Source organism: Bacillus cereus group sp. BfR-BA-01408 (assembly GCF_022663305.1).
GTDB classification, from domain to species: domain Bacteria; phylum Bacillota; class Bacilli; order Bacillales; family Bacillaceae_G; genus Bacillus_A; species Bacillus_A pacificus.
Map to the genome: position 1 here is coordinate 21102 of NZ_JAKUFF010000038.1, position 21504 is coordinate 42605.

Genomic DNA, 21504 nt, shown 5'->3' on the forward strand with positions numbered 1-21504 from the left:
CTTTATTCCTCCCAATTAATTAAACCTTTTTTCTTCATGTTTCTCATGATTCTTCGTTCAATTTTTCGATTAAAGCGCGTTACTAATCCGTCCGTTTGTGCTACTGGTACAACTAAAATTGTATGAAGTCCAACTCGGTTTCCACCTAGCACATCCGTTAGTAATTGATCTCCAATTACTACAACTTCATCTGGCTGCAACTGCATGTCTTGTATCGCACGCTTAAACGCACGGACAAATGGCTTACGTGCACTATGAATAAATGGAATGCCTAATGGATCAGCAAAGTCTTTCACTCGTTGCTCATTATTATTTGAAACGACCGTTACTTGAATGCCTTGCTCTTTCATTTTCAAAAACCATTCTTCAAGTTGTGGCGTTGCATTTGGACGATCCCATTCAATTAAAGTGTTATCTAAATCAGTAATAACACCTTTAATTCCACGTTTTTTCAAATCTTCTGGTTGAACATGATATACATTTTTCACATATTCATTTGGTAAAAATAGTTTCAATTTCTTTCACCTCTTTGAGGAGTTTTCATAAAAATTTTTCGACAACATATTTCGATATATGGCCTGTGGATAAAATTGTACACATTTTCCACATTAATTTTTCGGTTAATTTGGAATTTACTAACAATCTATACACATTTTATCCACCTAGGTATGTGGATAACCACTCGTTTGTGACTGTCATATTTTTTTGGTACATTAAATGCAACAACGAATCAATCCTTATATTATTAGGAGGTGACTCACCTTGAAAACAAAACATATGGAACAGTTATCCACTGAGTTACTCACTGAGTCTTATTATAAAGCAAAAGAACTAAAATTAAATCCCGACTTCATTTTACTTATAAAACAAGAAATTATTAGACGCTCATTAGAGGACAAGCTCGTCAAATCGTCTTGATTACATATAAAGTGAAATTTTAAGTAACTAACTTGTAAAAAGAGCCATCCTGCGATGGCTCTCGAATAAACAAGTACTCCCATCTAGGGAATTTCATCATTACGCATCTTTGTCCATAAATCTTGCTTACAGTTATAAAATCTTTTTTACTTATGAGCCAATCGAGTAGCAATTTTTTCACCAAGGCGAAGCTCTTGTCCACTCTTCAAATCTGACACTACTTCTATCATATCTTTTTCAAACAATAACACAACTGTTGAACCGAATGTAAAGTATGCCATTTCTTCACCTTTTTGAACAGTGTCTCTTTCATGCAGCAGCTCAATACTATTTACAAACATAGCTCCTACTTTTACAAGCGCCATATGTTCACCGTCACTATTCACTTCTGTAACAGAACGATAATTTTTTGACAATGGTTCTTTCCCGTATTCCATACCAGTTGCATTTACCGGATATGATTTTCTACCGAGTACAAATCTTTCAGTCACAGAACCAGAAAGCGGACTATGAATACGATGATAATGACTTGGGCTTAAATAAATAACCATGTATGTACCACCTGCATATCGCTGTGCACGTTCTTCATTACCTAGCATATCCACAATCGAATAACGTTTGCCTTTAATATCAAATGTTTTTGTGTCCTCAATAGGACCGTGATCAGCAAAAACACCATCAACAGGACTAACGATACTCGATGCATCTGTATCAATACTACGCTTTCCTTCTTTTAGCTTACGCGTAAATAATTCATGCAATGTTCTATATTCCTTCAAACCCTTTTCCATCTCATCTTGATTAATTTGAAACACTTTCGCATACGATGGAATAATGATAGAGCTTAAACGAGATTGTGCAAATTTACGTAATATATAAGAAGTAAAACGACCATTTGTAAGTTCGATCATAAGTCGATATAATGTACGTCGCAAATTGCGGAACCTCCTAATTAGTCTATAACTTTAGCTTTCCCTTCTTTTCCTCCTATATCATATGTAAAATTGGTTCTTATTCCCACATATCATATAGAACTGTTTCAGTATAGATGCAGAAAGCTAAGTATGGTATTATTCTTAAATTGTTTAGCACCTTCTAATATTACAGATAGAATCCGTCATTTTCAACAGTGAACATGGATTTCTTCTGAACACAACTCTTTTTCTTTCCTTATTTACAAAAAGAAAAGCAGCCCATTTTAAAATACGGCTGCTTGCAATGTACATTATTCTTTTGCTTTTTTCTCTTTCTCTGCTCTTACAAATTCATGGAACATTTTCATTAAAGCGCGCTTTTCAATTCTTGATACGTAGCTTCTGGAAATACCAAGCGCCTTTGCAATCTCTCGTTGTGTTTTCTCCTTATCAAGCCCCAGTCCAAAACGCTTCACGATAACTTCTTTCTCTCGTTCGTCTAAAATATCGATATACTCTTTAATCTTTTCTAACTCCATACTCAGCTGGATCATATCAATTACATCTTCAGACTCTGATTTTAATATATCAATAAGCGATATTTCATTCCCCTCTTTATCTTGCCCGATTGGGTCATGAAGTGAAACGTCCTTTTTCGTTTTCTTTAGTACACGTAAATGCATCAAAATTTCATTTTCAATACAGCGTGCTGCATATGTCGCAAGTTTTGTGCCTTTTCCTGCTGAATAGCTCTCGATTGCTTTAATGAGCCCGATTGTACCAATTGAAATTAAATCTTCTGCATCTTCCCCTGTGTTTTCAAATTTTTTAACGATATGAGCTACAAGCCGTAAATTATGTTCAATTAACAGATTCCTCGCTTGAGCATCACCTTGCTCCATTAACTCTAAGTACTTTCTCTCATCGTCTGATGATAACGGCTGCGGAAACGCATTGTTCTTCACATAAGAAACAAAAACAAACACTTCTCGAACCATATATCCAATTGCGGCGAATAGACTCAAACCTTTCACCTCCGCCAAAATAGTGGTCTTTACTAAGTGTATGTGGGCGTGGGGTTGTTTGTGTCTGTACGATATCATTCCCATATGTTTTTAAGCATAATAATTGTCTCATAAAGCTTCACTACGTATACTTAAACAAAAGATTGGAGAGTGGAATATGAAATATTTCATTTCCCTCTTGTACACGAGTAGCTTGTAAGAGATGAACTCCTTGTACGCTCTTGCAAGCTACTTGTACTACAAGGAGGGATTACAAACATGAAATTTGAAAGAACACGTGCTTATACAAGACACCAACGTCAACGTACAATGCGTCGAAAAATGAATATTGCAAAACACGCATGGGGATATACTCCTGAAATTTCCGGTATTTTTGCAAAAGGAAAAGTTCACTGTTCTTGTGGAATGTGTACAATAAAGTGGAGAACAGAAGGACCGCCTGCTAGTGTACAGAAGTGGTTATATAAAATTGATACATACGAAGAATAATCGTTCTTTCTAAAAAAAGGTCTTCTCTCGAAGACCTTTTTCCCTATTTAAAAGTTTATTTACTCCAAAATTTCTCCCCAGTATGCGCATCAATATAACGAATTTCTCGACTACAGTCGAAGGATTCTTTATGATTTTCATCCGTTGTTTGTTTATACAGTAATACGTAATTCGTTTCCTCTACCTCATTTTCTAAAAACCATTCTAAATGAACTCGCATGGCTAGGATCTCGTTCATATACAAGATGGTACCCTTTTACTTCTTCTCCATTTTCATACTCACATGAGGAGTGTGTTAAATCTACAAATACAAGTCTCATATCTTGTCTAGCCTTCAAATTTTCTAAGACGACGTTCTCCTCAACAATATCACTTGGCCATAACGGTTTTTTCTCGATAGCTTTTTGTCCATTATAATGAAAATGCATCACATCACCTAATGGATGTACTAGCACAACACACCCCGTATTCGGCAATGGATAGCCATTCACTTCTTGCATATAATTTACTTCTTTCCAACCGCGCCAATCATCCTTAACAGTTACATATGTATAAAATTCATATCCTTCTTTTGTATATTTTTTAAGAATGTATTTGCAACCTCTCTTGCTTTATTCTCTTCTATCGCTTCCTTACCGTTCGAAAAATCTTTTTCATCCTCTATCCTAAAGTCAATTAAATTACCAGTATGTCTATTCAACGTAATCTGTATTGTTCTCTCCCCATCCTCTTTATGTTCCCACCATAATAGATGATATGGGTCATCCACACCTTCTTGATCATCTACAACAAGCCTATAATCATCTGGAATGTCAATAATATGAGCCACTTGCTCTTTTCTTTCTTTATCTTTTTGATTCATCATACCGCTCCCTTTATTACAATTTAAGGTAATTATAACAAACAAAAGAAATATAAAGTGAAACTTTAATCAGCCCTCACCAATCGGGCTTTTACGGGCAGTAAGACCCCCGCCTACCTTCTTTGCTTTCGCTGAATTTTGAGGTAAGAGTCTTACTGCCCGGCAAATAGCGGGATAAACGAAAAAAGACTAGAGATATCTCTAGTCTTCTACTTCGTTTCACGATGTAACGTTACTCGCTTTAATCGTGGACAATATTTTTTTAGTTCGATGCGCTCTGGATTGTTTCGTTTATTTTTTTTAGAAATATAATTACGATCACCGCACTCTGTACAAGCTAATGTAATATTTACACGCATATGTAATTCTCCTTTCTTTTAAAGATCGCAAACTAAAACGTAATGATTACGATTTAAATAATATATAACTTCATTCTATTTGTCAATTGCAAAAAAAGACAAAAATCTGAAACAATTAGTTCATACGAAATTCACACGAATCTATTACTATAGAAATTGTACATAGTGAACTTATTAACAATCACGTTTATTTATATAGAATTTCACTTGAAAGGAGTTGAAAGTATGAAAACTAAATATCGTTTTATGATCTCATCATTTGCTGCTTGCGCCTACATGATTTGGTGTTTAGTATAATAACAACCTCACTTGTAAATAGGAAAAGGTGTGTATATAAATGGAATATAATCAATCAACAGTTAACTACTGGAAAGCTTTTGTACTACCATATACATTTGCTTTAGAAGAGTTAAAAACTAAATTTGAAATTATGAACCGGGAAGCCCAATTTTTAGAGGATTACAACCCGTTTGAACATATAAAAACAAGATTAAAACAACCTGAAAGTATTATTAAAAAGCTTGAACGTAAAAATTTATTACCGACAGTTGAAAATGCGCAAACGCATTTACAAGACATCATCGGCATTCGTATTACATGTTGCTTCGTAGAAGATATCTATCATTTAAAAGAAGTCATTCAAAAGCGTGAAGATATGGAAATCATAGAGATAAAAGATTATATCGCTAATCCAAAACAAAATGGATATAAAAGTTTACACATGATTATTAAATATCCTTTATCACTGAATTCTGGTACAAAAGAAGTCTTTGCAGAAATTCAGTTACGTACGCTCGCAATGGACTTTTGGGCAAGTTTAGAACATAAACTTTATTATAAATATGAAGGGAAAATACCTGAGTATTTAAAAGATGAACTACATGATGCCGCAATGAAAGCTGAAGATCTTGATAATAAAATGGCAACCATTCGCCAAGATATTGATGATATCGAGGCATGCTCAGATCAAATTATGTTACCACTATAAAAAAAGGTTCTCGCCAATGAGAACCTTTTTTGCGCTATTTACGGAAAGTTTCACTTTATTTCTTCTCTATCGTGCGAACCTCTTCAATTTTCCAGCCATCCTCTTCTTTTCCAAGTGCATACTGTACTTTCTTCTGAATAGTGACCTCTCCTTCTATTTCCTTTTCTTTTGTTTCAACAACAACATATCCTGCTTTACTAGCTTTTATGTCTATATGTTCCAATTCAATTTTTTTATTTCCCTTTTGAAAAGCTGCTTCTTTTTGCGTTTTTAAGTCTTCAGCACTAGGCATGTTCTTTGAAAATAACTCCATATGTTCAGTAAGATTTTTTTCATTTGTCGTCCGTACAAATTTCTCTATCACACCTTGAATCGTTTTCTCTTCTCCTTTCGTTATTTGTACCTTTTCTTCATCTTTTGTAGTAGTAGCTTTTTGTTCTATCTGATTCTCTTTGGATTGACATCCAACTAGCAATAATACACCTATTAGAAAGGATACTATCCCTCTGAAAAAAGCTCTCATCTTCCCATCTCCTAAAAAGAAAAGTGAGGCATTTCGCCTCACTTTCGTTTATAATTAGCGTCTTCCTTTATTCGGGTCGCCACCGCCAACAATATCAAAGACACGCTTAGCGATATTTGTATTCTCTTGAACGCCAGAGAACAAGTATTTACCAGGGCCAAATGCATATACGTTTACATCTTCACCTGTATGTCCACCTGTTGTCCATCCAGTAAACGAACGCTTATTGAAAATATCTTCAATCGCATTATCAATCTTCGTTACATCTTTTGAAGGAGCTATATCATTTACCGCTTTAATTTCTTCCGGTGTTAATTGTAAATCAATATACTTTTTCAATGTTTCTTCTACGTTTGCACCTTTTGCAATCTCGTTTGCCATGAAGTCTGGTGTACATTTTGCAGCTTTAATTGGCTCTACTTTAAAGTTATACTCACCATTCACACCTAAAGATAATCCACCTGTAGAGTGGTCTGCCGTTGCAACGACTAACGTATTTTTATCTTTTTTCGCAAACTCGATCGCTGCTTTAAATGCCTTTTCAAAGTCTTCCATTTCACTCATTGCGCCAACGATATCATTATCGTGTCCTGCCCAGTCAATTTGACTTCCTTCAACCATTAAGAAGAAACCTTTTTTATTTTTGTTTAAACGCTCAATTGCTGCATTTGTCATTTCTTCTAATGAAGGTGTTTTATCAGTACGGTCAATCATTTTATCTAAACCGCCTGGCGCAAATAAACCTAGAATTTGATCATTTTTATCATTTAACAATTGATTACGATCTGTTACATAGCTATAACCAGATTTCTTAAACTCTTCTGTAAGATTACGATCTTTTCTAACAAAGTTATTTACACCACCGCCAAGCATAACGTCTACTTTATGCTTCCCTTTAATTTTCTCATCAAAATAATCATTTGCAATTGCGTCCATATTTTTACGACTAATGTCATGCGCACCGAAAGCAGCTGGTGTTGCATGTGTAATTTCAGAAGTAGCAACGAGTCCCGTTGATTTCCCTTGCTCTTTCGCTTGTTCAAGGACAGTTTTCACTTCTGCTTTATCATTATCAACTGCAATTGCCGCATTATATGTCTTAATTCCTGCTGACATAGCTGTTGCTGCTGAGGCAGAGTCTGTGATATTTTCATGTTCATCTTCCGGATATGTCTTTTGTGTTCCTACAAGATGCTTATCAAACTCTGTAGATTCCATCTCGAATGTTTTTGGATTATCTTTCATATAACGATGAGCCGTCATATATGAAGGGCCCATACCATCTCCAATTAACACAATAACATTTTTAATCTTTGCATTGCTTCCGCTCTCATCTGCATTCACTTCACTAGAACGTGTAAAATTCCATGTTGCCACCGAAGTAACTGCTAACGACGCCACAACTGCAAATGGCCATGCTTTTTTCACAAACTTTTTCACTGTATTGTCCCCCTAATTAGGTTATTCATTTCCCACTATCAAATTTAATAGAAGACTATTAAGACAAAATTAGTTATATGTAAATTTTTTGTTAACTTATGTAAATATCAGTTATAATTTGTATAAGTTTGTCTGTTCATATCAATCATCTTCCTCTTTACAATCAAAATATAAACAAGTTGGATTTCATTTAACGTAAATCTCTTACTTTAACATTTTCAATCTACTTTTATAAAAATTAATAGAAATGTGGTGAGCATTTATGAAAACAATACAGCTAGATGAATCTTTTATTTTCGATCTACTCGACCTTTGTAAAGCTGTTGGATGGTTACAAGAGAAAACATTTATGAAAAAACAATTTGAAATGTACTTTTCTCTTGGCACACTTATCGGTTATATGCATGACAATAAGCTGATTGCAACTGGAGGAGTATTTCCTTTTAAAGATAGTTTTTCTACTATTGGCATGTTAATCGTCCATCCTGATTTTCAAGGCCAGGGCATCGGGCGAACATTGCTAAATCATTGCTTAGCACACACTCACCCAAAACAACCAATTGCACTTATTGCAACAAAAGCTGGCGAGCCTCTTTATACATCATGCGGATTTCAAACAGTAACGACGATTCATCGTTTTGAGAAACAAACTACTAAAACACATATTACTCATACGCAACAAGTAAAAGAAAAAGACATTATATCGCTTATTTCTCTCGATCAAAGTACAACTGGTGCCGATCGTTCTTTACTGTATTCATTACTATTACCAAGAACAAGTCACTCTTTTAAAATTGAGAGACATAACTGTATAGAAGCTTTTTCCTTATGCATACAAAAAGGTAATGTATTATGTATCAATCCACTTATCGCCAAACGAGAAGAAGATGCTATTCAATTACTACAAAACATATGTGAATGTTGGAATGGCACAGTAAGGATTGATGTCCCACATTCACAATTTTCATTTCGCAAATTTCTTCAAACAGAAAATTTCCAAGAAACGCTCCTTTCACCTCTTATGATCAAAAATGGTAGCCAACTTCCTGGAAATCGTAATATGCTATTTGCTATGATAGATACAGCGTTATGTTAGAAAGGGGACACCTAATTGAGGCGATTTAGCTATTTTATGGTAGGTTGTCTTACTCTTACACTATTAGTAGGATGTAGTGCAACAGAAAAACCAGTAGAACAAGTAAAACAAGTTAAAAATACACTTACAGCGAAACTAGCTACCGAGGAAAAGATGGTGGAAGTAGATGGTCAAACCATTTACTTTAAGCAGATTGGTAACGAAAAGCCACCTTTACTTATGATCCATGGATTTGGAGGATCATCAGATGGTTTTCAAAAGATTTACTCCGCCTTAGCAAAAGATCATACAATTATTTCGGTAGATGCTTTAGGATTCGGACGCTCATCTAAGCCGATGGATTTTTATTATTCTTTCCCAACCCATGCAAATTTGTATTATAAATTAATGAAAAAACTAGGTTACGATTCGTTTGCAATACTGGGCCACTCAATGGGCGGAGAAATTTCTCTTAATTTAACATATTTATATCCAGAAGCCGTTACCCACCTTATTTTAACTGATGCTACAGGCGGTCCTCATACACTCGTTAATAAACAAGGATCACCAAGACCACAGTTATCAACTGATTTAAATACCGTTTCTGCTATTGCAGATTATGATGAGAGCAAAGTGAAATTTAAACGTAATGATGAAGAGCATTACAATAAAATGAAATTATGGCCTAGACGTCTTCAAATTAATGCAAATGAAATAAAACAACCAACCTTAATTATATGGGGAAGAAATGATAGTAGCGTTTCTTGGAAAGAGGGAGAAACATATCATCAATTTTTAAAAAATAGTACTTTCCATATTATCGAAAAAGGTTATCACGCACCATTTCGTCAGGAACCACAGGAATTTGTAGGGTATGTGAAAGACTTCTTTGACAAAAACCCTATAATAGCTGAAAAATAAGCGGGTATCTCATTTTGAGATACCCGCTTTCATATATTAAGCAGCTTGCTTTTGGCGTTTTTGAGTTTTTGAACCTAATACTTTCGGAATAACGAAACCATCTATTCCAAATTTACCAGCATTCATACCAGAAACTAGAACGAACATTGATAGAATAACCATTTCAGGATTCACACCAATTGACCCACTAAACATATAGGAAAAGTTCATTACAAGACCGAAAAAGACCGCTGTTTTTGTTAAACAGCCTACAATTAAACCAATTCCGACTAAAATTTCTCCCCATGTTACAAGTGTATTAAATAGATCAACGTTTGGAATTGCGAAATCTTGTAAAAATGATGCCCACCAAGATTGAACAGCCGGTTGTGCTCCTTTAGATTTTTCAATTGCACCTTGTAAATAACCAGTTGCATCGAATCCTTTTCCTTGTAGTTTACCGATTCCAGCCATTAACCATGTGTAACCAAGATACACTCGAATTACCGCTAACACAAAAGAAACTGCTTTGTTTTCTCTTAAAAATTGAATAACCATATCTTCCTCCTAAAGTTGTAATTAAGTTAGTTACAGATAATATAATAACATTAGTTACTTATTTTTCAAACGTTAATTATGAATAATCCGTGACATGTGTATAAAACATTAAAAACTAACGTTTATATAGTAACTTTTATTACCTGTAAAAACTTGAACATATCATACCACAGGTGATAATCATTTTCATTGAAAAAATTGCAAAAAAAATGTGAGTTAAATGTGAAACACATTTATTCGAATATAGAATAAATGTGTTTCACACTACTTATATAATTGAAATGTATGTGTCTCTTTATCAATTAACCGTGCTTCTTCAAAAGCCTCTTCTAACGTTTTTTCATGGTTAATAAGCCCGTAAAATAAGCGTATTGTAAACATAAGTGCTGCATTCCCATCTACATAATCTACTGATCCAATATACGATTTTGCGCCACTACGTAAGAAAGATTCTGCTAATTTTCGCTCCCCTAACGTACACCCACTATTTACAATATTTACATTATGCAATTTTGCATATTTATAAATTTCTGCTGCACCAAAGTATCCCCGCGGTTCATCTTGTTCATATATATCTTCACCTAACTCTTCCATGACAAATTTTCCTTCCTCACCATGGAAGCAAAAGACAACATAATCGATATCATTATATAAACCGTTTCCAGAAAGAATATCGACGAACTCTTTCGGTCTACCAATCCAGTACGTTATAACTTTCGCCCCAAAATATTCAAGTGATGCTCTGATTGATTGCGCCTCTAAATCCGAATTAAAGCCAACTACTAGTGCAACATTCAACATACACCCTCCATCCTATCATTAGATCTCCTCAATCCAACTTTTAAGGGATACATCCATTTCATATATACCCGTTTCTTGCAAAAAATCAGCTCTAGTTAAAACGACCTTCTGTAAATATTTCCTATATGCTGTAATTGTCCCGTCGTGAGATACAATGCAAACTCTTTCCGCACCGAGCTCATAACATAAAAGAAGAAATTCATCTACTATTTGCTGAAAGCTATGTTCTGAAATAGTATTTATACCTTCCGTCCATAACTGCTGATTTGTGTTTTTCTCTATCGAAAAATGTGGAAATGAATTTGTTATTATTCCCTGATCTACTATGTGATCACATGGTAATGTTTTCGCTCCTTCTCGATAAGGAAAAATACGCGGGGATACATATGGATGGACAATTTTTTGACAAGCTACCTTCTCACTCCATATCGCCGCCGTTTGCAAAGTTCTAAGTGTAGGGCTAGCGATTAATATATCCGTTTCTTGCAAGGGTACATTGCATTGAAGTAATTTAGCTTGATTCCTTCCCTCATCTGTTAATGATGGATTCAATATTTGTAAACTTGCCGGCAAATCTTTTGTATGTTCTCCTTCACCGTGCCGAACAAAGACGAGTTTCATGCCCATCCTCCTCTCACTATGAAATTCTCTCACATATTTCTTCCCTATTTGATCCTTTATTCCTGCTATATACAAAACCGATATGTAAAAAACATTTGACATAAAGAATTGGAAAACATTACAATTGTATATGTAAAACACTTTTTACAGGGGGAGAGGAGAAGCATACATATGAAATGGATAACCATCTTAATTGGCATGATTATATGGGGATATATAAACGGATTTTTCAGCAGTGATAAAACTGCTAATCCTTGGATTACAGATGATGAACGGGAAACAAAAATTAAACAGAAAGCAATTATTGCAAGCTGGTCTGGTGTTTTTATGTTTTGTACCATTAACCTCTTAAACAAATGGTTAGGTGCAGGAACGAGCGATACATCACCTTACTTACCATCTTCTATCGCAACTATTTTAAAAGAAAATGTAGAATTACAAATTTTATTTATGCTATTTATTACGTATGGTATATTTTACGTATACTATCGAAGAAAACTAAGTGCTTAACTTTCATCTCATGATTATCCTCCTAAATGGTTATAGTAATTAGGACGAAATGAAAGGAGCGATAGAAAAATGAGTAACTCGAATGATTTTTTAGATACACTGCATGAAAAACAAGCAAAAGATGAACAGAACAGAAAGCGTCAGGGAAACGGCAACCCAGCGAAAAAAAAGCCAAATAAAACGCATAAATAACCAATAAAAAATGTGCCTAAAATTATCTTTTAGGCACATTTTTTATTCTTCTTTTACCGAGATAACATTTCCCCAATTCCATTTCTCATAATACCACTCTGGTACATCTATATTTTCAATCCACTTCATTTCATGCTTTCCATCTCTATGAGCAAGCCATACATCTGCTTTCTTACGGTCTGAACGTATCCATATTAATTGATTGCTCTTCTTCATAAAGATTGGATGATAATCACCCTGCTTATGAGGTGGCTTTGTGATTCGATGCTGTACATTGCTTGTACTATCAACCTCATATAAAGATGGTAGTGGCCTTTTTTCTGGCAATGTTTCAAATCCTCCCTCTTTTGCTCGAGAGACGATAATTACGTTATCGTTCTTCCATGCAAAATCCCAATCAACATATCCTTTCGGCGTAAATGTGTTCTGCTGAAGTGCTGGCAGTTCTTTTACTTTTAAATGTTTATTCTCTAACGCAACTCTTCCGCTCCCTTCAATATAAGCTAATATATTTTTTGATGGTGCCCATTGAAACCATTGTGCGTTTAATAACATTTGATCTACTTTTTCAAACCGACTGCCATCTGCACGAACTAAGCAAAGCGTATTACTATCAGCTGACCATGAAGCTGTCGGTACTGCTAAAAATGAAATCCACTTTTGATCTGGTGACCACTTAAAGCCACTTGCAACTAGCGCTAGGAAATCATCATGTTCATTTGGCAATGCATACAAATGTTTCATTTTATGAGGGTTCATATGGGCATCTTTTTGCACTTCATATAGCTGTGCTCCTGTCCATCCTGTTGGAAGTAAGTGTGCTTCAGAGGATACAAAAAACTTCTTTCCATCAGGATACCATGCATAATCTCCTACACCTGCCGATACATTTTCAAAATCCACATTCTTTTTTTGAACATCAAACGTATTTAACGTATTCGCAAATACAAATGCAATTGTATTCTCTTTCGGTGACCATTGATAATTTGATACTTCAGATTGCAATGGCCTAACTTTTTTTCCATCTTCCAGTCGGTACAATTCCAAGGTGTTTTGTTTCTTCCCTTTAACATAGGCAATCCATTCTCCATCATGAGACCATTTCGGCCCTATTATGTATTCACCTTTTGTTATTTGTTTTTCCTTTCCATCAATTTTAATCCAAAGGTCATGATGACGAACAAAAGCAATTTTCACACCACTATTTTCTGCTTTAATAATAGTAATTGAACTTAAAAATATAAATAATACTACGATGGCACTTACTATAACCTTTTTCATAACACCCCTCCATTTCCTTCCTAGCATTCCTCAATGTCCACCTACAATATGTAAAAAATACCTATTCGACATAATCAGAAAAAATTTCCCAAGAAATTTCAAATTCATAGAGGATTGGTATGAATTATGTCGAAAATATAGTTTAGCCAACATCCGATTATGTAATTCGGGATAAAGTGAAACTTTAATCAGTGGGGGTTTTCTTCATCCCCCACTGATTATTAGTTGAACCAATCGGACTTTTATGGGCAGTTGATCCCCCACCTAACTTCTTTGCTTTCGCTGCATTTTGAGGTGGGGGTCTTACTGCCCATTAAAGTCGGATAAATTTGCAAGATTATTTTTCTGAATATTAGCACTTTTTTATTAGGGGGAGTTTCAATGAAAAAAACTACATCTACACTATTAAGTATGGCGCTCGTCTTTTCCAGTTTTGGAGCTTTAAGCGCACATGCTGAATCACTGCAAAAGGAAAAGCAATTTAGTCCACAACTAAAAACAACGATTGAACAGTGGGGAGAAAATAAAATTGCTCAAAATGTTGAAACAAAAACTGCAAAAGAAATTTCAGTCATTGTAGAATTGCAACATGCACCTCTCGCAGCACAAGGTAATATTCAGCATGCTCCAGATTTACAAAGTAATCATGCACAGTCTTATCATGCCGAGCTTAAAAAAGCACAAGAAGATACGACTAAGAAAATAAAAGAAAAAGCACCCGGTGCAAAAATTAAAGAAGTGTATAATACGTTATTTTCCGGATTTTCTATTTCAGTTCCTGGAAATCAAATTACTGCTCTTGCTTCTTTACCAGAAGTAAAAGCAGTCTATCCGAACTTAACATATAAACTACATGAAACATCAAAAAGTACTACTAATGAAGAAGCACCAAACATCGGCGGACCGACAATTGGTGCAACTGAAGCGTGGAATTTAAAAGACCCATCTGGCAAACCTCTTGATGGAAAAGGGATGAAAGTAGCAATTATCGATTCTGGCGTAGACTATACACATCCTGACTTAAAAGCAAATTATATTGGTGGATATGACACAGTCGATGAAGATAATGATCCTATGGATGGTAACGTACATGGTACTCATGTAGCAGGAATTATTGCTGGTAATGGAAAAATTAAGGGCGTTGCTCCAAACGCTTCTATTTTAGCCTATCGTGTCATGAATGACGGTGGAACTGGTACAACAGACGATATTATTCAAGGTATTGAACGAGCAATTCAAGATGGTGCTGATGTGTTAAATCTGTCTCTTGGACAAGATTTAAATGTACCTGATCAACCTGTAACTTTAACGTTAGAACGTGCAGCAAAGCTTGGGGTTACTGCAGTCGTTTCAAATGGAAATGATGGCCCAAAACCGTGGTCTGTTGATGCCCCCGCCAATGCAAGTAGTGTTATATCAGTTGGAGCATCTACAGTTTCTATCCCGTTTCCAACATTCCAAGTAGCTGGTTCTACCAAAACATATCAAGGGTTACCGTTATCAAGATCGGATTTCCCAATAGGTAATGATTCTCCACTTGTATATGTTGGCTATGGTAATCCAAGCGATTATGCAAAACAAGATGTGAAAGGAAAGTTTGCACTTGTTTTACAAGGTACTTCAAGTACGTTAGTAAAAGCTGAACAAGCGAAACAAGCTGGTGCAATTGGTGTACTATTAATTTCTAACGAAAAAGAAATCAATATTATGCCTGAATACTTTGCACGAGAAAATCTAGCTCTTCCAGTTATGCAATTATCAAATGCAAATGGTGAAGAGCTAAAAAACTTAATTACAAAGCGCAAGAAAAATATAAAAATTGGACAACCAGTTCCAACTGAATTAATTGGTAACTTTAGTTCTAGAGGACCATCACAAGGTAGTTGGCTTATAAAACCAGATATCGTTGCACCAGGAGTACAAATTACGAGTACTGTACCTAGAGGTGGCTATGAGTCTCACAACGGAACCAGTATGGCTGCCCCTCAAGTAGCTGGAGCTGTTGCTTTATTACGTCAAATGCACCCTGATTGGACGCCAGAACAATTGAAAGCATCTCTTGCCAATACAGCAAAAACTTTAAAAGATGTAAATGAAAATACATATCCTGTCATGGCGCAAGGATCTGGTTTAATTAACATCCCGAAAGCAGCTCAAACAGATGTATTAGTCAAACCTAACAATGTGAGCTTCGGTCTTATTAAGCCAAACAGTGGTAAAGTAAAACTGACGCAAAATATTACGTTACAAAATCTATCTAGTAAAAAGAAAAGTTTTTCAACTCGTGTGGAATTGCTAGATGCAAACACAAAAACAAAAGTAAAAACTTCTGTACCTTCATCGATTAGCATACAGCCGAATAGTAGTACCGAAAAACCATTTACTATCACTGTCGATAGTTCGCTACCCCAAGGTGTATATACTGGAAATGTGTATGTAAAAGAACAAGGTAAGAATGAAGAAACTCGCATTCCATTTACATTTAGTATCGATCCTAAAGATTACAAACGTATAGATGGACTCGAAATTATTAATTCTACTTTTAGTCCAAATGGTGACCAAATATTAGACGATAATCTCATCAACTACTATTTAGTTGCACCTGTGGATGATGTAACATTGCATGCAAATTTAGTTACAAAAGAACGTGTAACGTACCAAGGGATTATCCATCAAGCTAAAAATGAAACAGCTGGATACAAACCTTTCAAATGGAATGGTACAAAAACAGATGGTACTCCGTTAGCTGACGGTCTATACCAAATCGAAGCAGTTGCCTCTAATTCTGGTGGGGAAACGAAACAAACAGCTGCTGTATTTCTTGATCGAACTGCACCTAAGTTAACATACGAAGTTGACCAAGAAAACCTTGTAATTACAGGAAAAGTGGATGATATCCTGCTAGATTGGATGACAGAATCTGGTTGGGTAGCACCTGGTATTCCAGTGAGAATGCAATATGAAATCAACGGAAATGGTGTATGGGAAAGTGTGTTCCTAAATCCTTGGGAGAAAAATTACAGCATTTATTTCGATCGTAGTCAATTACAAGAAGGAAAGAATACAATTCATATTGTAGCAACTGATGCAGCTGGAAATACATCTAATTTAAATGTTGATTTAGATGTGAAATAAAAAATTATTGTTGACAATTTTTTTAATATAGTTTTATAATACAAAACATAGTTTAGTTGAACGAATTATATATCGGCTTTGAAGGAATACTAGTAGCGACTTATATCCCTGTCTCAGAGAACTGATGGTTGGTGCAAATCAGTACATATACAAGCGTGAATTACAATTCTGGAGCTTCTTTCCCGTAATGCTTTTTATGCATGAAGAGAAAGACGGATCTTTCCGTTATCTTAAAGTGAGTGGTAAACAATTACTTGTTTACAAATAGGGTGGTACCGCGATTTTTATCGTCCCTATCGGATTTTCCGATAGGGACTTTTTTACGTCCATCCTTTTACATAATTTCATAATATACGCGTTGAAAGAATCGCAGTAGTATCTTATATCCCTGTTACAGAGAGCTAATGGTCGGTGGAAATTAGCACATATATAAGTATGAATTACAATTCTGGAGCTTCTTTTTCGTAGTGCTTATAGGCATGAAGGAAAAGACGGAGTTTTTCCGTTATCATTAATTGAGATGTAAGTATATTTTCACTTACAAATAGGGTGGTACCGCGATTCTTTCGCCCCTATCGGATTTTCCGATAGGGGCTTTTTCTATTTCTCACAGAAACAAATGTTAAATAATTCCGAATCTTATGATAAAATTTTATAAGCGCTTACAATTTTGAAAGGGGGTGATACAAGCTATACGAAACCGATACTTAATTTCATTTAAAAAAAGGAGGATGTCTAAATGACAAAGAAAACAGAAATTCCATCGCATTTAAAACCATTCGTATCCACACAGCATTATGATCAATATACACCGGTGAATCACGCTGTGTGGCGTTACATTATGAGACAAAATCATAGTTTCTTAAAAGACGTTGCTCATCCAGCCTATGTGAACGGATTACAATCATCTGGTATTAATATAGATGCAATTCCAAAGGTAGAAGAAATGAATGAGTGTTTAGCACCAAGCGGCTGGGGTGCTGTAACGATTGACGGGCTTATTCCTGGCGTAGCCTTCTTCGATTTTCAAGGACACGGATTATTACCAATCGCAACAGATATTCGCAAGGTAGAGAATATCGAGTATACACCAGCTCCAGATATTGTACACGAAGCAGCAGGACACGCACCTATTTTACTTGATCCTACATATGCAAAATATGTGAAACGATTTGGACAAATTGGTGCAAAAGCTTTCTCAACAAAAGAAGAACATGATGCATTCGAAGCTGTTCGTACATTAACAATTGTAAAAGAAAGCCCTACTTCTACTCCTGATGAAGTTACAGCTGCTGAGAATAATGTACTTGAAAAACAAAAGTTAGTTTCTGGCTTATCAGAAGCGGAACAAATTTCACGTCTTTTCTGGTGGACAGTAGAATATGGATTAATCGGAAATATAGATGCTCCAAAAATATATGGTGCTGGTCTCCTTTCTTCTGTTGGCGAAAGCAAACATTGCTTAACAGACGCTGTAGAAAAGGTTCCATTCTCTATAGAGGCATGTACAAGTACAACTTATGACGTAACAAAAATGCAACCACAACTATTTGTTTGCGAATCATTTGAAGAATTAACAGAAGCACTTGAGAAATTCTCTGAAACGATGGCCTTTAAAACAGGTGGTAAAGAAGGATTAGAAAAAGCAATTCGCTCTGAAAATCATGCAACTGCTGAATTAAATAGCGGATTACAAATTACAGGCACATTTACCGAGACAATTGAAAACGATGCAGGTGAATTGATCTACATGCGAACGAGTTCGCCAACAGCATTAGCAATTCACAATAAACAGCTAGCGAATCATTCTACGTCTGTACACAGTGACGGGTTTGGAACACCAATTGGATTACTCACTGAAAATATTGCATTAGAAAATTGTACAGATGAACAATTACAATCATTAGGAATTACAATTGGAAATGTTGCTGAGTTTACTTTTGCAAGTGGTATTCATGTAAAAGGAACAGTGACTGATATTGTAAAAAACGATAAAAAAATTGCGCTTATTTCCTTTATCAGTTGCACAGTTACTTATAACGACCGAGTTTTATTTGATGCTTCATGGGGCGCATTTGATATGGCTGTTGGTTCAACAATTACTTCGGTATTCCCAGGTGCCGCAGATGCTGCAGCATTTTTCCCAACGGATGAAGAAGTTCAAAAAATACCTGCTCCACTTGTACTGAATGAACTTGAACGTATGTATCAAACCGTTCGTGACATTCGAAATGAAGGTATTTTACACGACGCGCATATCGAGCAATTAGTAGCAATTCAAGAGGTATTAAATAAATTGTATCCGAAAGAATGGTTACTTCGCCTTGAAATATTAGAATTGCTTTTAGAACATAACAAAGGGCATGAAACATCAGAAGCATTATTACAACAACTTTCTACTTTCACAACTGATGAAGCTGTGACACGTCTTATTAACAATGGTCTTACGCTACTTCCAGTAAAGGATGTGAAAAATGATGCTACGATTAACTGAAGAAGAAGTTCAAGAGGAATTATTGAAGTTAGATAAATGGGTAGTAAAAGATGAAAAATGGATTGAAAGAAAATATATGTTTTCCGACTACTTAAAAGGAGTCGAATTTGTCTCTGAAGCCGCCAAACTATCAGAAGAACATAATCACCACCCATTTATCCTTATCCAGTATAAAGCAGTCATTATTACTTTGTCATCTTGGAATGCAAAAGGTTTAACGAAACTCGATTTTGAGCTTGCGAAGCAATTTGATGAGCTATTTGTCCAAAATGAAAAAGCCATTATAAGAAAGTAAAAAGAAGAAGCCTTTATTAGGCTTCTCCTTTTATTTTGAAATGGATACAATGTCCAAATGGATCCTCTACTTGTAATATTCCATCTTTGTACGTAGCAATCTTGCCAATATTTTTTAAGCTTTCACATACTTGCTCTTTTTGTTTTTCATTTGCTAATACAATTGTGAAATATTTCAAGCCAACGGAATTTGGCATTTGCGGTAGTATTCCTTCACCTTGCCACGTATTTAAACCGATATGGTGATGGTAGCCACCTGCCGATACAAAGAGCGCCCCATTACGAGCTGGGATCGTTACTTCAAAACCAAGACCATCCACATAGAAACGTTTCGCTTCTTCCAAATCAGCTACGTGGAAATGAATATGTCCCATCACAGTACCATCTGGAAATCCGTTCCATGTACTTCCTTGCTGCAATAATTCTTCACCAGCTAACGGGTTACTAACAAATGGTAGCTCTCCATTCTCATCACGCCAAACTTCTTTTTGACGATCATGATAAATTTCAATCCCGTTTCCATCTGGATCAGCTAAATAAAGGGCCTCACTAAAGTAATGGTCAGCTCCGCCGTGCAGTGGATATACCATTTCTACAAGATGACGAAGGATATTCGCTAAATCCTGTCTGCTCGGTAATAAAATTGCGTAATGATATAAACCCGTTCTCCCTCTTTGCTTCGGTAAGGCTTCTTTCTTTTCTTCAATGATCAGGAGTGGTTCGTTATTTTCATTCCCAAATGTAACGACCATTTCATCTTCTTTTAGTACTTTCATACTTAGTACTTCTGTATAAAACTCTAGTGATTTCTTTATATTTGATACATATAAATGAACAACATCAAGTGTTGTATCGGGATGAAGTTGAAAACTCATCTTGTTAGCCTCCCATTTAAATTAGTTCTTCTTTGACATTTTCTCTTTTAAGAAATTATCTACAAAACCATCCGCTTTCGCAACAAATAAGTAAGCACCCATTGCTAACAATGCAAGCTCTAATTCGAAGCCAGGATTTTTTCCATCTCCTAATAAACCAGCTGACCATTTTACTTTTACAATTGCTCCAACCATAACTAGTGCAAATAATAATCCAATATATCTTACACCTAAACCTAGAATTAATAATAGACCGCCAACTAATTCAACTGTTGCTACACCGTATGCAAGTCCTCCTGGTAAACCAATGCTTGTGAACCACCCTGCAATATTGTCAATCCCTGATTGGAATTTTGTTAAACCGTGCATAAAGAACGTTACCCCTAACACGATACGAATAATTAAGTTACCAATATGTTGATTCATTTCTTTCTCTCCTTTATAGTTTTCTTATACAAAACTTTTATTTACATTACAAAACATACACTAATTTTTTTTATTCGTCAATTCATTTTCACTGGGAAAATATATATTTTTTTTGCTATGATACAAATAGTTGTTTATAAAAAGGAGCTTGATTTTATGAATATTGGTTCTGCAATACGTGAAATTCGTCAGCGTAGAGGCATAACAATCGCGCAAATTTGTGAAGGAACAGGTCTTTCTAAAGGGTTTATGAGTCAGGTTGAAAATAATAAAACATCACCATCTATCTCAACTTTAGAAACGATCTCCAATTTTTTAAACGTTCCTCTTCCCTATTTATTGTTAGAACAAAAAGATCGATTGAAAGTTGTCAAAAAGGTAGAACGTAAATATAGTGTATACGGAAAAGATGAACAAAGAATTGAGCATGTTGCAGAGCAAGGTGGCCTTCGCCTAAATCTCGTAGAAATTCCTGCTGGGTTTCCGAAAGAAAACACACCAAATGCCCATGAAGGAGAAGAATGTCACCTTGTATTACGCGGCACACTAGAAGTTCAACATGGAGAAGATGTTGCAATTGTAGAAGAAGGAGATTCTTTCTCCTGGAATGCATGTGTTCCTCATATCGTTCGTAATATAGGAGAAGAAACTGCATTATTACTCATCTCTAGTCATGCAGAAAATCGAAAACGTGTTTATTAAACAAAAAAGAAGAGGTTGTCCCAAAAGGTCGTTAAAAACGACCTTTTGGAGACAATTTCTTATATTTCACCTTTATATGGATAAAAACCCCAATCATAAATAGAAAACCCATTGTTTTTCTA

At 35.4% G+C, this 21504-nt stretch carries 24 protein-coding genes, 1 pseudogene and 2 other annotated features; of the genes and pseudogenes, 11 read left to right on the top strand and 14 right to left on the bottom strand.

Annotated features, from left to right (window positions below; genetic code table 11):
• Positions 1-2: 2 nt before the first annotated feature.
• Positions 3-515: a YqeG family HAD IIIA-type phosphatase gene (locus MR083_RS16165; protein WP_000765306.1), complete on the bottom strand. Its 513-nt coding sequence runs from the start codon at positions 513-515 to the stop codon at positions 3-5.
• Positions 516-762: 247 nt separating this feature from the next.
• On the opposite strand from MR083_RS16165, the gene sda reads away from it, so the two are divergent.
• The gene (gene sda / locus MR083_RS16170) at positions 763-918 is read left to right on the top strand and encodes a sporulation histidine kinase inhibitor Sda (protein ID WP_000850094.1); all 156 of its coding nucleotides are present in this window, start codon (positions 763-765) and stop codon (positions 916-918) included.
• 146 nt (positions 919-1064) lie between these two features.
• Here sda and MR083_RS16175 read toward each other — a convergent pair whose 3' ends face one another.
• Together MR083_RS16175 and sigK are read right to left on the bottom strand one after the other, a co-directional pair.
• Entirely contained in the window at positions 1065-1853 is a 789-nt protein-coding gene (locus tag MR083_RS16175) for a phosphatidylserine decarboxylase (protein ID WP_242269579.1), read from the bottom strand.
• Positions 1854-2143: 290 nt separating this feature from the next.
• Positions 2144-2857 (bottom strand): RNA polymerase sporulation sigma factor SigK, encoded by a 714-nt coding sequence (sigK, locus tag MR083_RS16180; RefSeq protein ID WP_000051382.1) that lies wholly within the window; start codon positions 2855-2857, stop codon positions 2144-2146.
• 258 nt (positions 2858-3115) lie between these two features.
• Between sigK and MR083_RS16185 the strand changes: the two genes are divergently transcribed.
• The gene (locus MR083_RS16185; RefSeq protein ID WP_242269580.1) at positions 3116-3346 is read left to right on the top strand and encodes a hypothetical protein; all 231 of its coding nucleotides are present in this window, start codon (positions 3116-3118) and stop codon (positions 3344-3346) included.
• Positions 3347-3401: 55 nt separating this feature from the next.
• On the opposite strand, the gene MR083_RS28175 is transcribed toward MR083_RS16185, so the two are convergent.
• The 3 genes and pseudogenes from MR083_RS28175 to rpmG form a co-directional block, all read right to left on the bottom strand.
• Positions 3402-3566, bottom strand: a complete 165-nt coding sequence (locus MR083_RS28175) for a hypothetical protein (RefSeq protein ID WP_396022300.1) — start codon at positions 3564-3566, stop codon at positions 3402-3404.
• Positions 3532-4211 (bottom strand): annotated as a pseudogene (locus MR083_RS16190) (YcdB/YcdC domain-containing protein). The gene MR083_RS28175 and the pseudogene MR083_RS16190 overlap by 35 nt, the downstream one beginning before the upstream one ends.
• 206 nt (positions 4212-4417) lie before the next feature.
• Positions 4418-4567 carry a 50S ribosomal protein L33 gene (rpmG, locus tag MR083_RS16195; RefSeq protein ID WP_001265617.1) on the bottom strand — a complete coding sequence of 50 codons (150 nt, stop codon included), beginning with the start codon at positions 4565-4567 and terminating at the stop codon, positions 4418-4420.
• A 337-nt stretch (positions 4568-4904) separates the two neighbouring features.
• On the opposite strand from rpmG, the gene MR083_RS16200 reads away from it, so the two are divergent.
• Complete coding sequence (locus MR083_RS16200) at positions 4905-5555, top strand: GTP pyrophosphokinase (protein ID WP_000456211.1); 651 nt, start codon at positions 4905-4907, stop codon at positions 5553-5555.
• Positions 5556-5610: 55 nt separating this feature from the next.
• On the opposite strand, the gene MR083_RS16205 is transcribed toward MR083_RS16200, so the two are convergent.
• Both MR083_RS16205 and MR083_RS16210 read right to left on the bottom strand, forming a co-directional pair.
• Complete coding sequence (locus tag MR083_RS16205; protein WP_242269581.1) at positions 5611-6078, bottom strand: hypothetical protein; 468 nt, start codon at positions 6076-6078, stop codon at positions 5611-5613.
• A gap of 54 nt (positions 6079-6132) precedes the next feature.
• Positions 6133-7518: an alkaline phosphatase gene (locus tag MR083_RS16210; protein ID WP_242269582.1), complete on the bottom strand. Its 1386-nt coding sequence runs from the start codon at positions 7516-7518 to the stop codon at positions 6133-6135.
• Between the two features lie 262 nt (positions 7519-7780).
• Here MR083_RS16210 and MR083_RS16215 point away from each other — a divergent pair, with 262 nt between their 5' ends.
• The gene (locus MR083_RS16215) at positions 7781-8614 is read left to right on the top strand and encodes a GNAT family N-acetyltransferase (RefSeq protein ID WP_242269583.1); all 834 of its coding nucleotides are present in this window, start codon (positions 7781-7783) and stop codon (positions 8612-8614) included.
• 15 nt (positions 8615-8629) lie between these two features.
• The gene (locus tag MR083_RS16220) at positions 8630-9514 is read left to right on the top strand and encodes an alpha/beta fold hydrolase (RefSeq protein ID WP_242269584.1); all 885 of its coding nucleotides are present in this window, start codon (positions 8630-8632) and stop codon (positions 9512-9514) included.
• 36 nt (positions 9515-9550) lie between these two features.
• Here the strand turns inward: MR083_RS16220 and MR083_RS16225 are convergent, their stop codons facing one another.
• The 3 genes from MR083_RS16225 to MR083_RS16235 all read right to left on the bottom strand — a co-directional run bounded on the left by MR083_RS16225 (position 9551) and on the right by MR083_RS16235 (position 11575).
• Positions 9551-10051 carry a DoxX family protein gene (locus MR083_RS16225; protein ID WP_000236600.1) on the bottom strand — a complete coding sequence of 167 codons (501 nt, stop codon included), beginning with the start codon at positions 10049-10051 and terminating at the stop codon, positions 9551-9553.
• Positions 10052-10315: 264 nt separating this feature from the next.
• Positions 10316-10852, bottom strand: coding sequence for a CHAT domain-containing protein (locus tag MR083_RS16230; RefSeq protein ID WP_242269585.1), 537 nt, complete (start codon positions 10850-10852; stop codon positions 10316-10318).
• A gap of 18 nt (positions 10853-10870) precedes the next feature.
• On the bottom strand, positions 10871-11575 hold the full coding sequence (locus tag MR083_RS16235) for a histidine phosphatase family protein (RefSeq protein WP_154214282.1): 705 nt from the start codon (positions 11573-11575) through the stop codon (positions 10871-10873).
• A gap of 69 nt (positions 11576-11644) precedes the next feature.
• Here MR083_RS16235 and MR083_RS16240 point away from each other — a divergent pair, with 69 nt between their 5' ends.
• Positions 11645-11983 (top strand): hypothetical protein, encoded by a 339-nt coding sequence (locus tag MR083_RS16240; protein WP_014893505.1) that lies wholly within the window; start codon positions 11645-11647, stop codon positions 11981-11983.
• A 69-nt stretch (positions 11984-12052) separates the two neighbouring features.
• Positions 12053-12175 carry a DUF4023 domain-containing protein gene (locus MR083_RS16245; RefSeq protein WP_000071861.1) on the top strand — a complete coding sequence of 41 codons (123 nt, stop codon included), beginning with the start codon at positions 12053-12055 and terminating at the stop codon, positions 12173-12175.
• 42 nt (positions 12176-12217) lie between these two features.
• On the opposite strand, the gene MR083_RS16250 is transcribed toward MR083_RS16245, so the two are convergent.
• The gene (locus MR083_RS16250; protein ID WP_242269586.1) at positions 12218-13456 is read right to left on the bottom strand and encodes a TolB family protein; all 1239 of its coding nucleotides are present in this window, start codon (positions 13454-13456) and stop codon (positions 12218-12220) included.
• A gap of 381 nt (positions 13457-13837) precedes the next feature.
• On the opposite strand from MR083_RS16250, the gene MR083_RS16255 reads away from it, so the two are divergent.
• The 3 genes from MR083_RS16255 (at position 13838) to MR083_RS16265 (ending at position 19380) form a co-directional block, all read left to right on the top strand.
• Positions 13838-16591, top strand: coding sequence for a S8 family serine peptidase (locus tag MR083_RS16255; protein ID WP_242269587.1), 2754 nt, complete (start codon positions 13838-13840; stop codon positions 16589-16591).
• Between the two features lie 69 nt (positions 16592-16660).
• Positions 16661-16889 (top strand) — a binding site (T-box leader).
• Positions 16890-16940: 51 nt separating this feature from the next.
• Positions 16941-17168: a binding site (T-box leader), on the top strand.
• 162 nt (positions 17169-17330) lie between these two features.
• Positions 17331-19085: an aromatic amino acid hydroxylase gene (locus MR083_RS16260; RefSeq protein ID WP_062821260.1), complete on the top strand. Its 1755-nt coding sequence runs from the start codon at positions 17331-17333 to the stop codon at positions 19083-19085.
• The gene (locus tag MR083_RS16265; RefSeq protein ID WP_000979541.1) at positions 19066-19380 is read left to right on the top strand and encodes a 4a-hydroxytetrahydrobiopterin dehydratase; all 315 of its coding nucleotides are present in this window, start codon (positions 19066-19068) and stop codon (positions 19378-19380) included. Before MR083_RS16260 ends, MR083_RS16265 begins: the two co-directional genes overlap by 20 nt.
• A 16-nt stretch (positions 19381-19396) precedes the next feature.
• On the opposite strand, the gene MR083_RS16270 is transcribed toward MR083_RS16265, so the two are convergent.
• Positions 19397-20254: a VOC family protein gene (locus MR083_RS16270; RefSeq protein ID WP_100634947.1), complete on the bottom strand. Its 858-nt coding sequence runs from the start codon at positions 20252-20254 to the stop codon at positions 19397-19399.
• A gap of 21 nt (positions 20255-20275) precedes the next feature.
• Entirely contained in the window at positions 20276-20680 is a 405-nt protein-coding gene (locus tag MR083_RS16275) for a DoxX family protein (protein ID WP_001071557.1), read from the bottom strand.
• Between the two features lie 156 nt (positions 20681-20836).
• Between MR083_RS16275 and MR083_RS16280 the strand changes: the two genes are divergently transcribed.
• Positions 20837-21382, top strand: a complete 546-nt coding sequence (locus tag MR083_RS16280) for a helix-turn-helix domain-containing protein (protein ID WP_014893504.1) — start codon at positions 20837-20839, stop codon at positions 21380-21382.
• The last annotated feature ends 122 nt before the right edge of the window (positions 21383-21504 follow it).

Excerpts from the sequence above, each read along its gene's own strand:
- MR083_RS16185 (WP_242269580.1), top strand. The coding sequence starts at position 3,116 with ATGAAATTTGAAAGAACACGTGCTTATACAAGACACCAACGTCAACGT.
- MR083_RS28175 (WP_396022300.1), bottom strand. The coding sequence starts at position 3,566 with ATGCGAGTTCATTTAGAATGGTTTTTAGAAAATGAGGTAGAGGAAACG.
- rpmG (WP_001265617.1), bottom strand. The coding sequence starts at position 4,567 with ATGCGTGTAAATATTACATTAGCTTGTACAGAGTGCGGTGATCGTAAT.
- MR083_RS16200 (WP_000456211.1), top strand. The coding sequence starts at position 4,905 with ATGGAATATAATCAATCAACAGTTAACTACTGGAAAGCTTTTGTACTA.
- MR083_RS16205 (WP_242269581.1), bottom strand. The coding sequence starts at position 6,078 with ATGAGAGCTTTTTTCAGAGGGATAGTATCCTTTCTAATAGGTGTATTA.
- MR083_RS16215 (WP_242269583.1), top strand. The coding sequence starts at position 7,781 with ATGAAAACAATACAGCTAGATGAATCTTTTATTTTCGATCTACTCGAC.
- MR083_RS16225 (WP_000236600.1), bottom strand. The coding sequence starts at position 10,051 with ATGGTTATTCAATTTTTAAGAGAAAACAAAGCAGTTTCTTTTGTGTTA.
- MR083_RS16230 (WP_242269585.1), bottom strand. The coding sequence starts at position 10,852 with ATGTTGAATGTTGCACTAGTAGTTGGCTTTAATTCGGATTTAGAGGCG.
- MR083_RS16235 (WP_154214282.1), bottom strand. The coding sequence starts at position 11,575 with ATGTCAAATGTTTTTTACATATCGGTTTTGTATATAGCAGGAATAAAG.
- MR083_RS16240 (WP_014893505.1), top strand. The coding sequence starts at position 11,645 with ATGAAATGGATAACCATCTTAATTGGCATGATTATATGGGGATATATA.
- MR083_RS16245 (WP_000071861.1), top strand. The coding sequence starts at position 12,053 with ATGAGTAACTCGAATGATTTTTTAGATACACTGCATGAAAAACAAGCA.
- MR083_RS16250 (WP_242269586.1), bottom strand. The coding sequence starts at position 13,456 with ATGAAAAAGGTTATAGTAAGTGCCATCGTAGTATTATTTATATTTTTA.
- MR083_RS16255 (WP_242269587.1), top strand. The coding sequence starts at position 13,838 with ATGAAAAAAACTACATCTACACTATTAAGTATGGCGCTCGTCTTTTCC.
- MR083_RS16260 (WP_062821260.1), top strand. The coding sequence starts at position 17,331 with ATGACAAAGAAAACAGAAATTCCATCGCATTTAAAACCATTCGTATCC.
- MR083_RS16265 (WP_000979541.1), top strand. The coding sequence starts at position 19,066 with ATGATGCTACGATTAACTGAAGAAGAAGTTCAAGAGGAATTATTGAAG.
- MR083_RS16270 (WP_100634947.1), bottom strand. The coding sequence starts at position 20,254 with ATGAGTTTTCAACTTCATCCCGATACAACACTTGATGTTGTTCATTTA.
- MR083_RS16275 (WP_001071557.1), bottom strand. The coding sequence starts at position 20,680 with ATGAATCAACATATTGGTAACTTAATTATTCGTATCGTGTTAGGGGTA.
- MR083_RS16280 (WP_014893504.1), top strand. The coding sequence starts at position 20,837 with ATGAATATTGGTTCTGCAATACGTGAAATTCGTCAGCGTAGAGGCATA.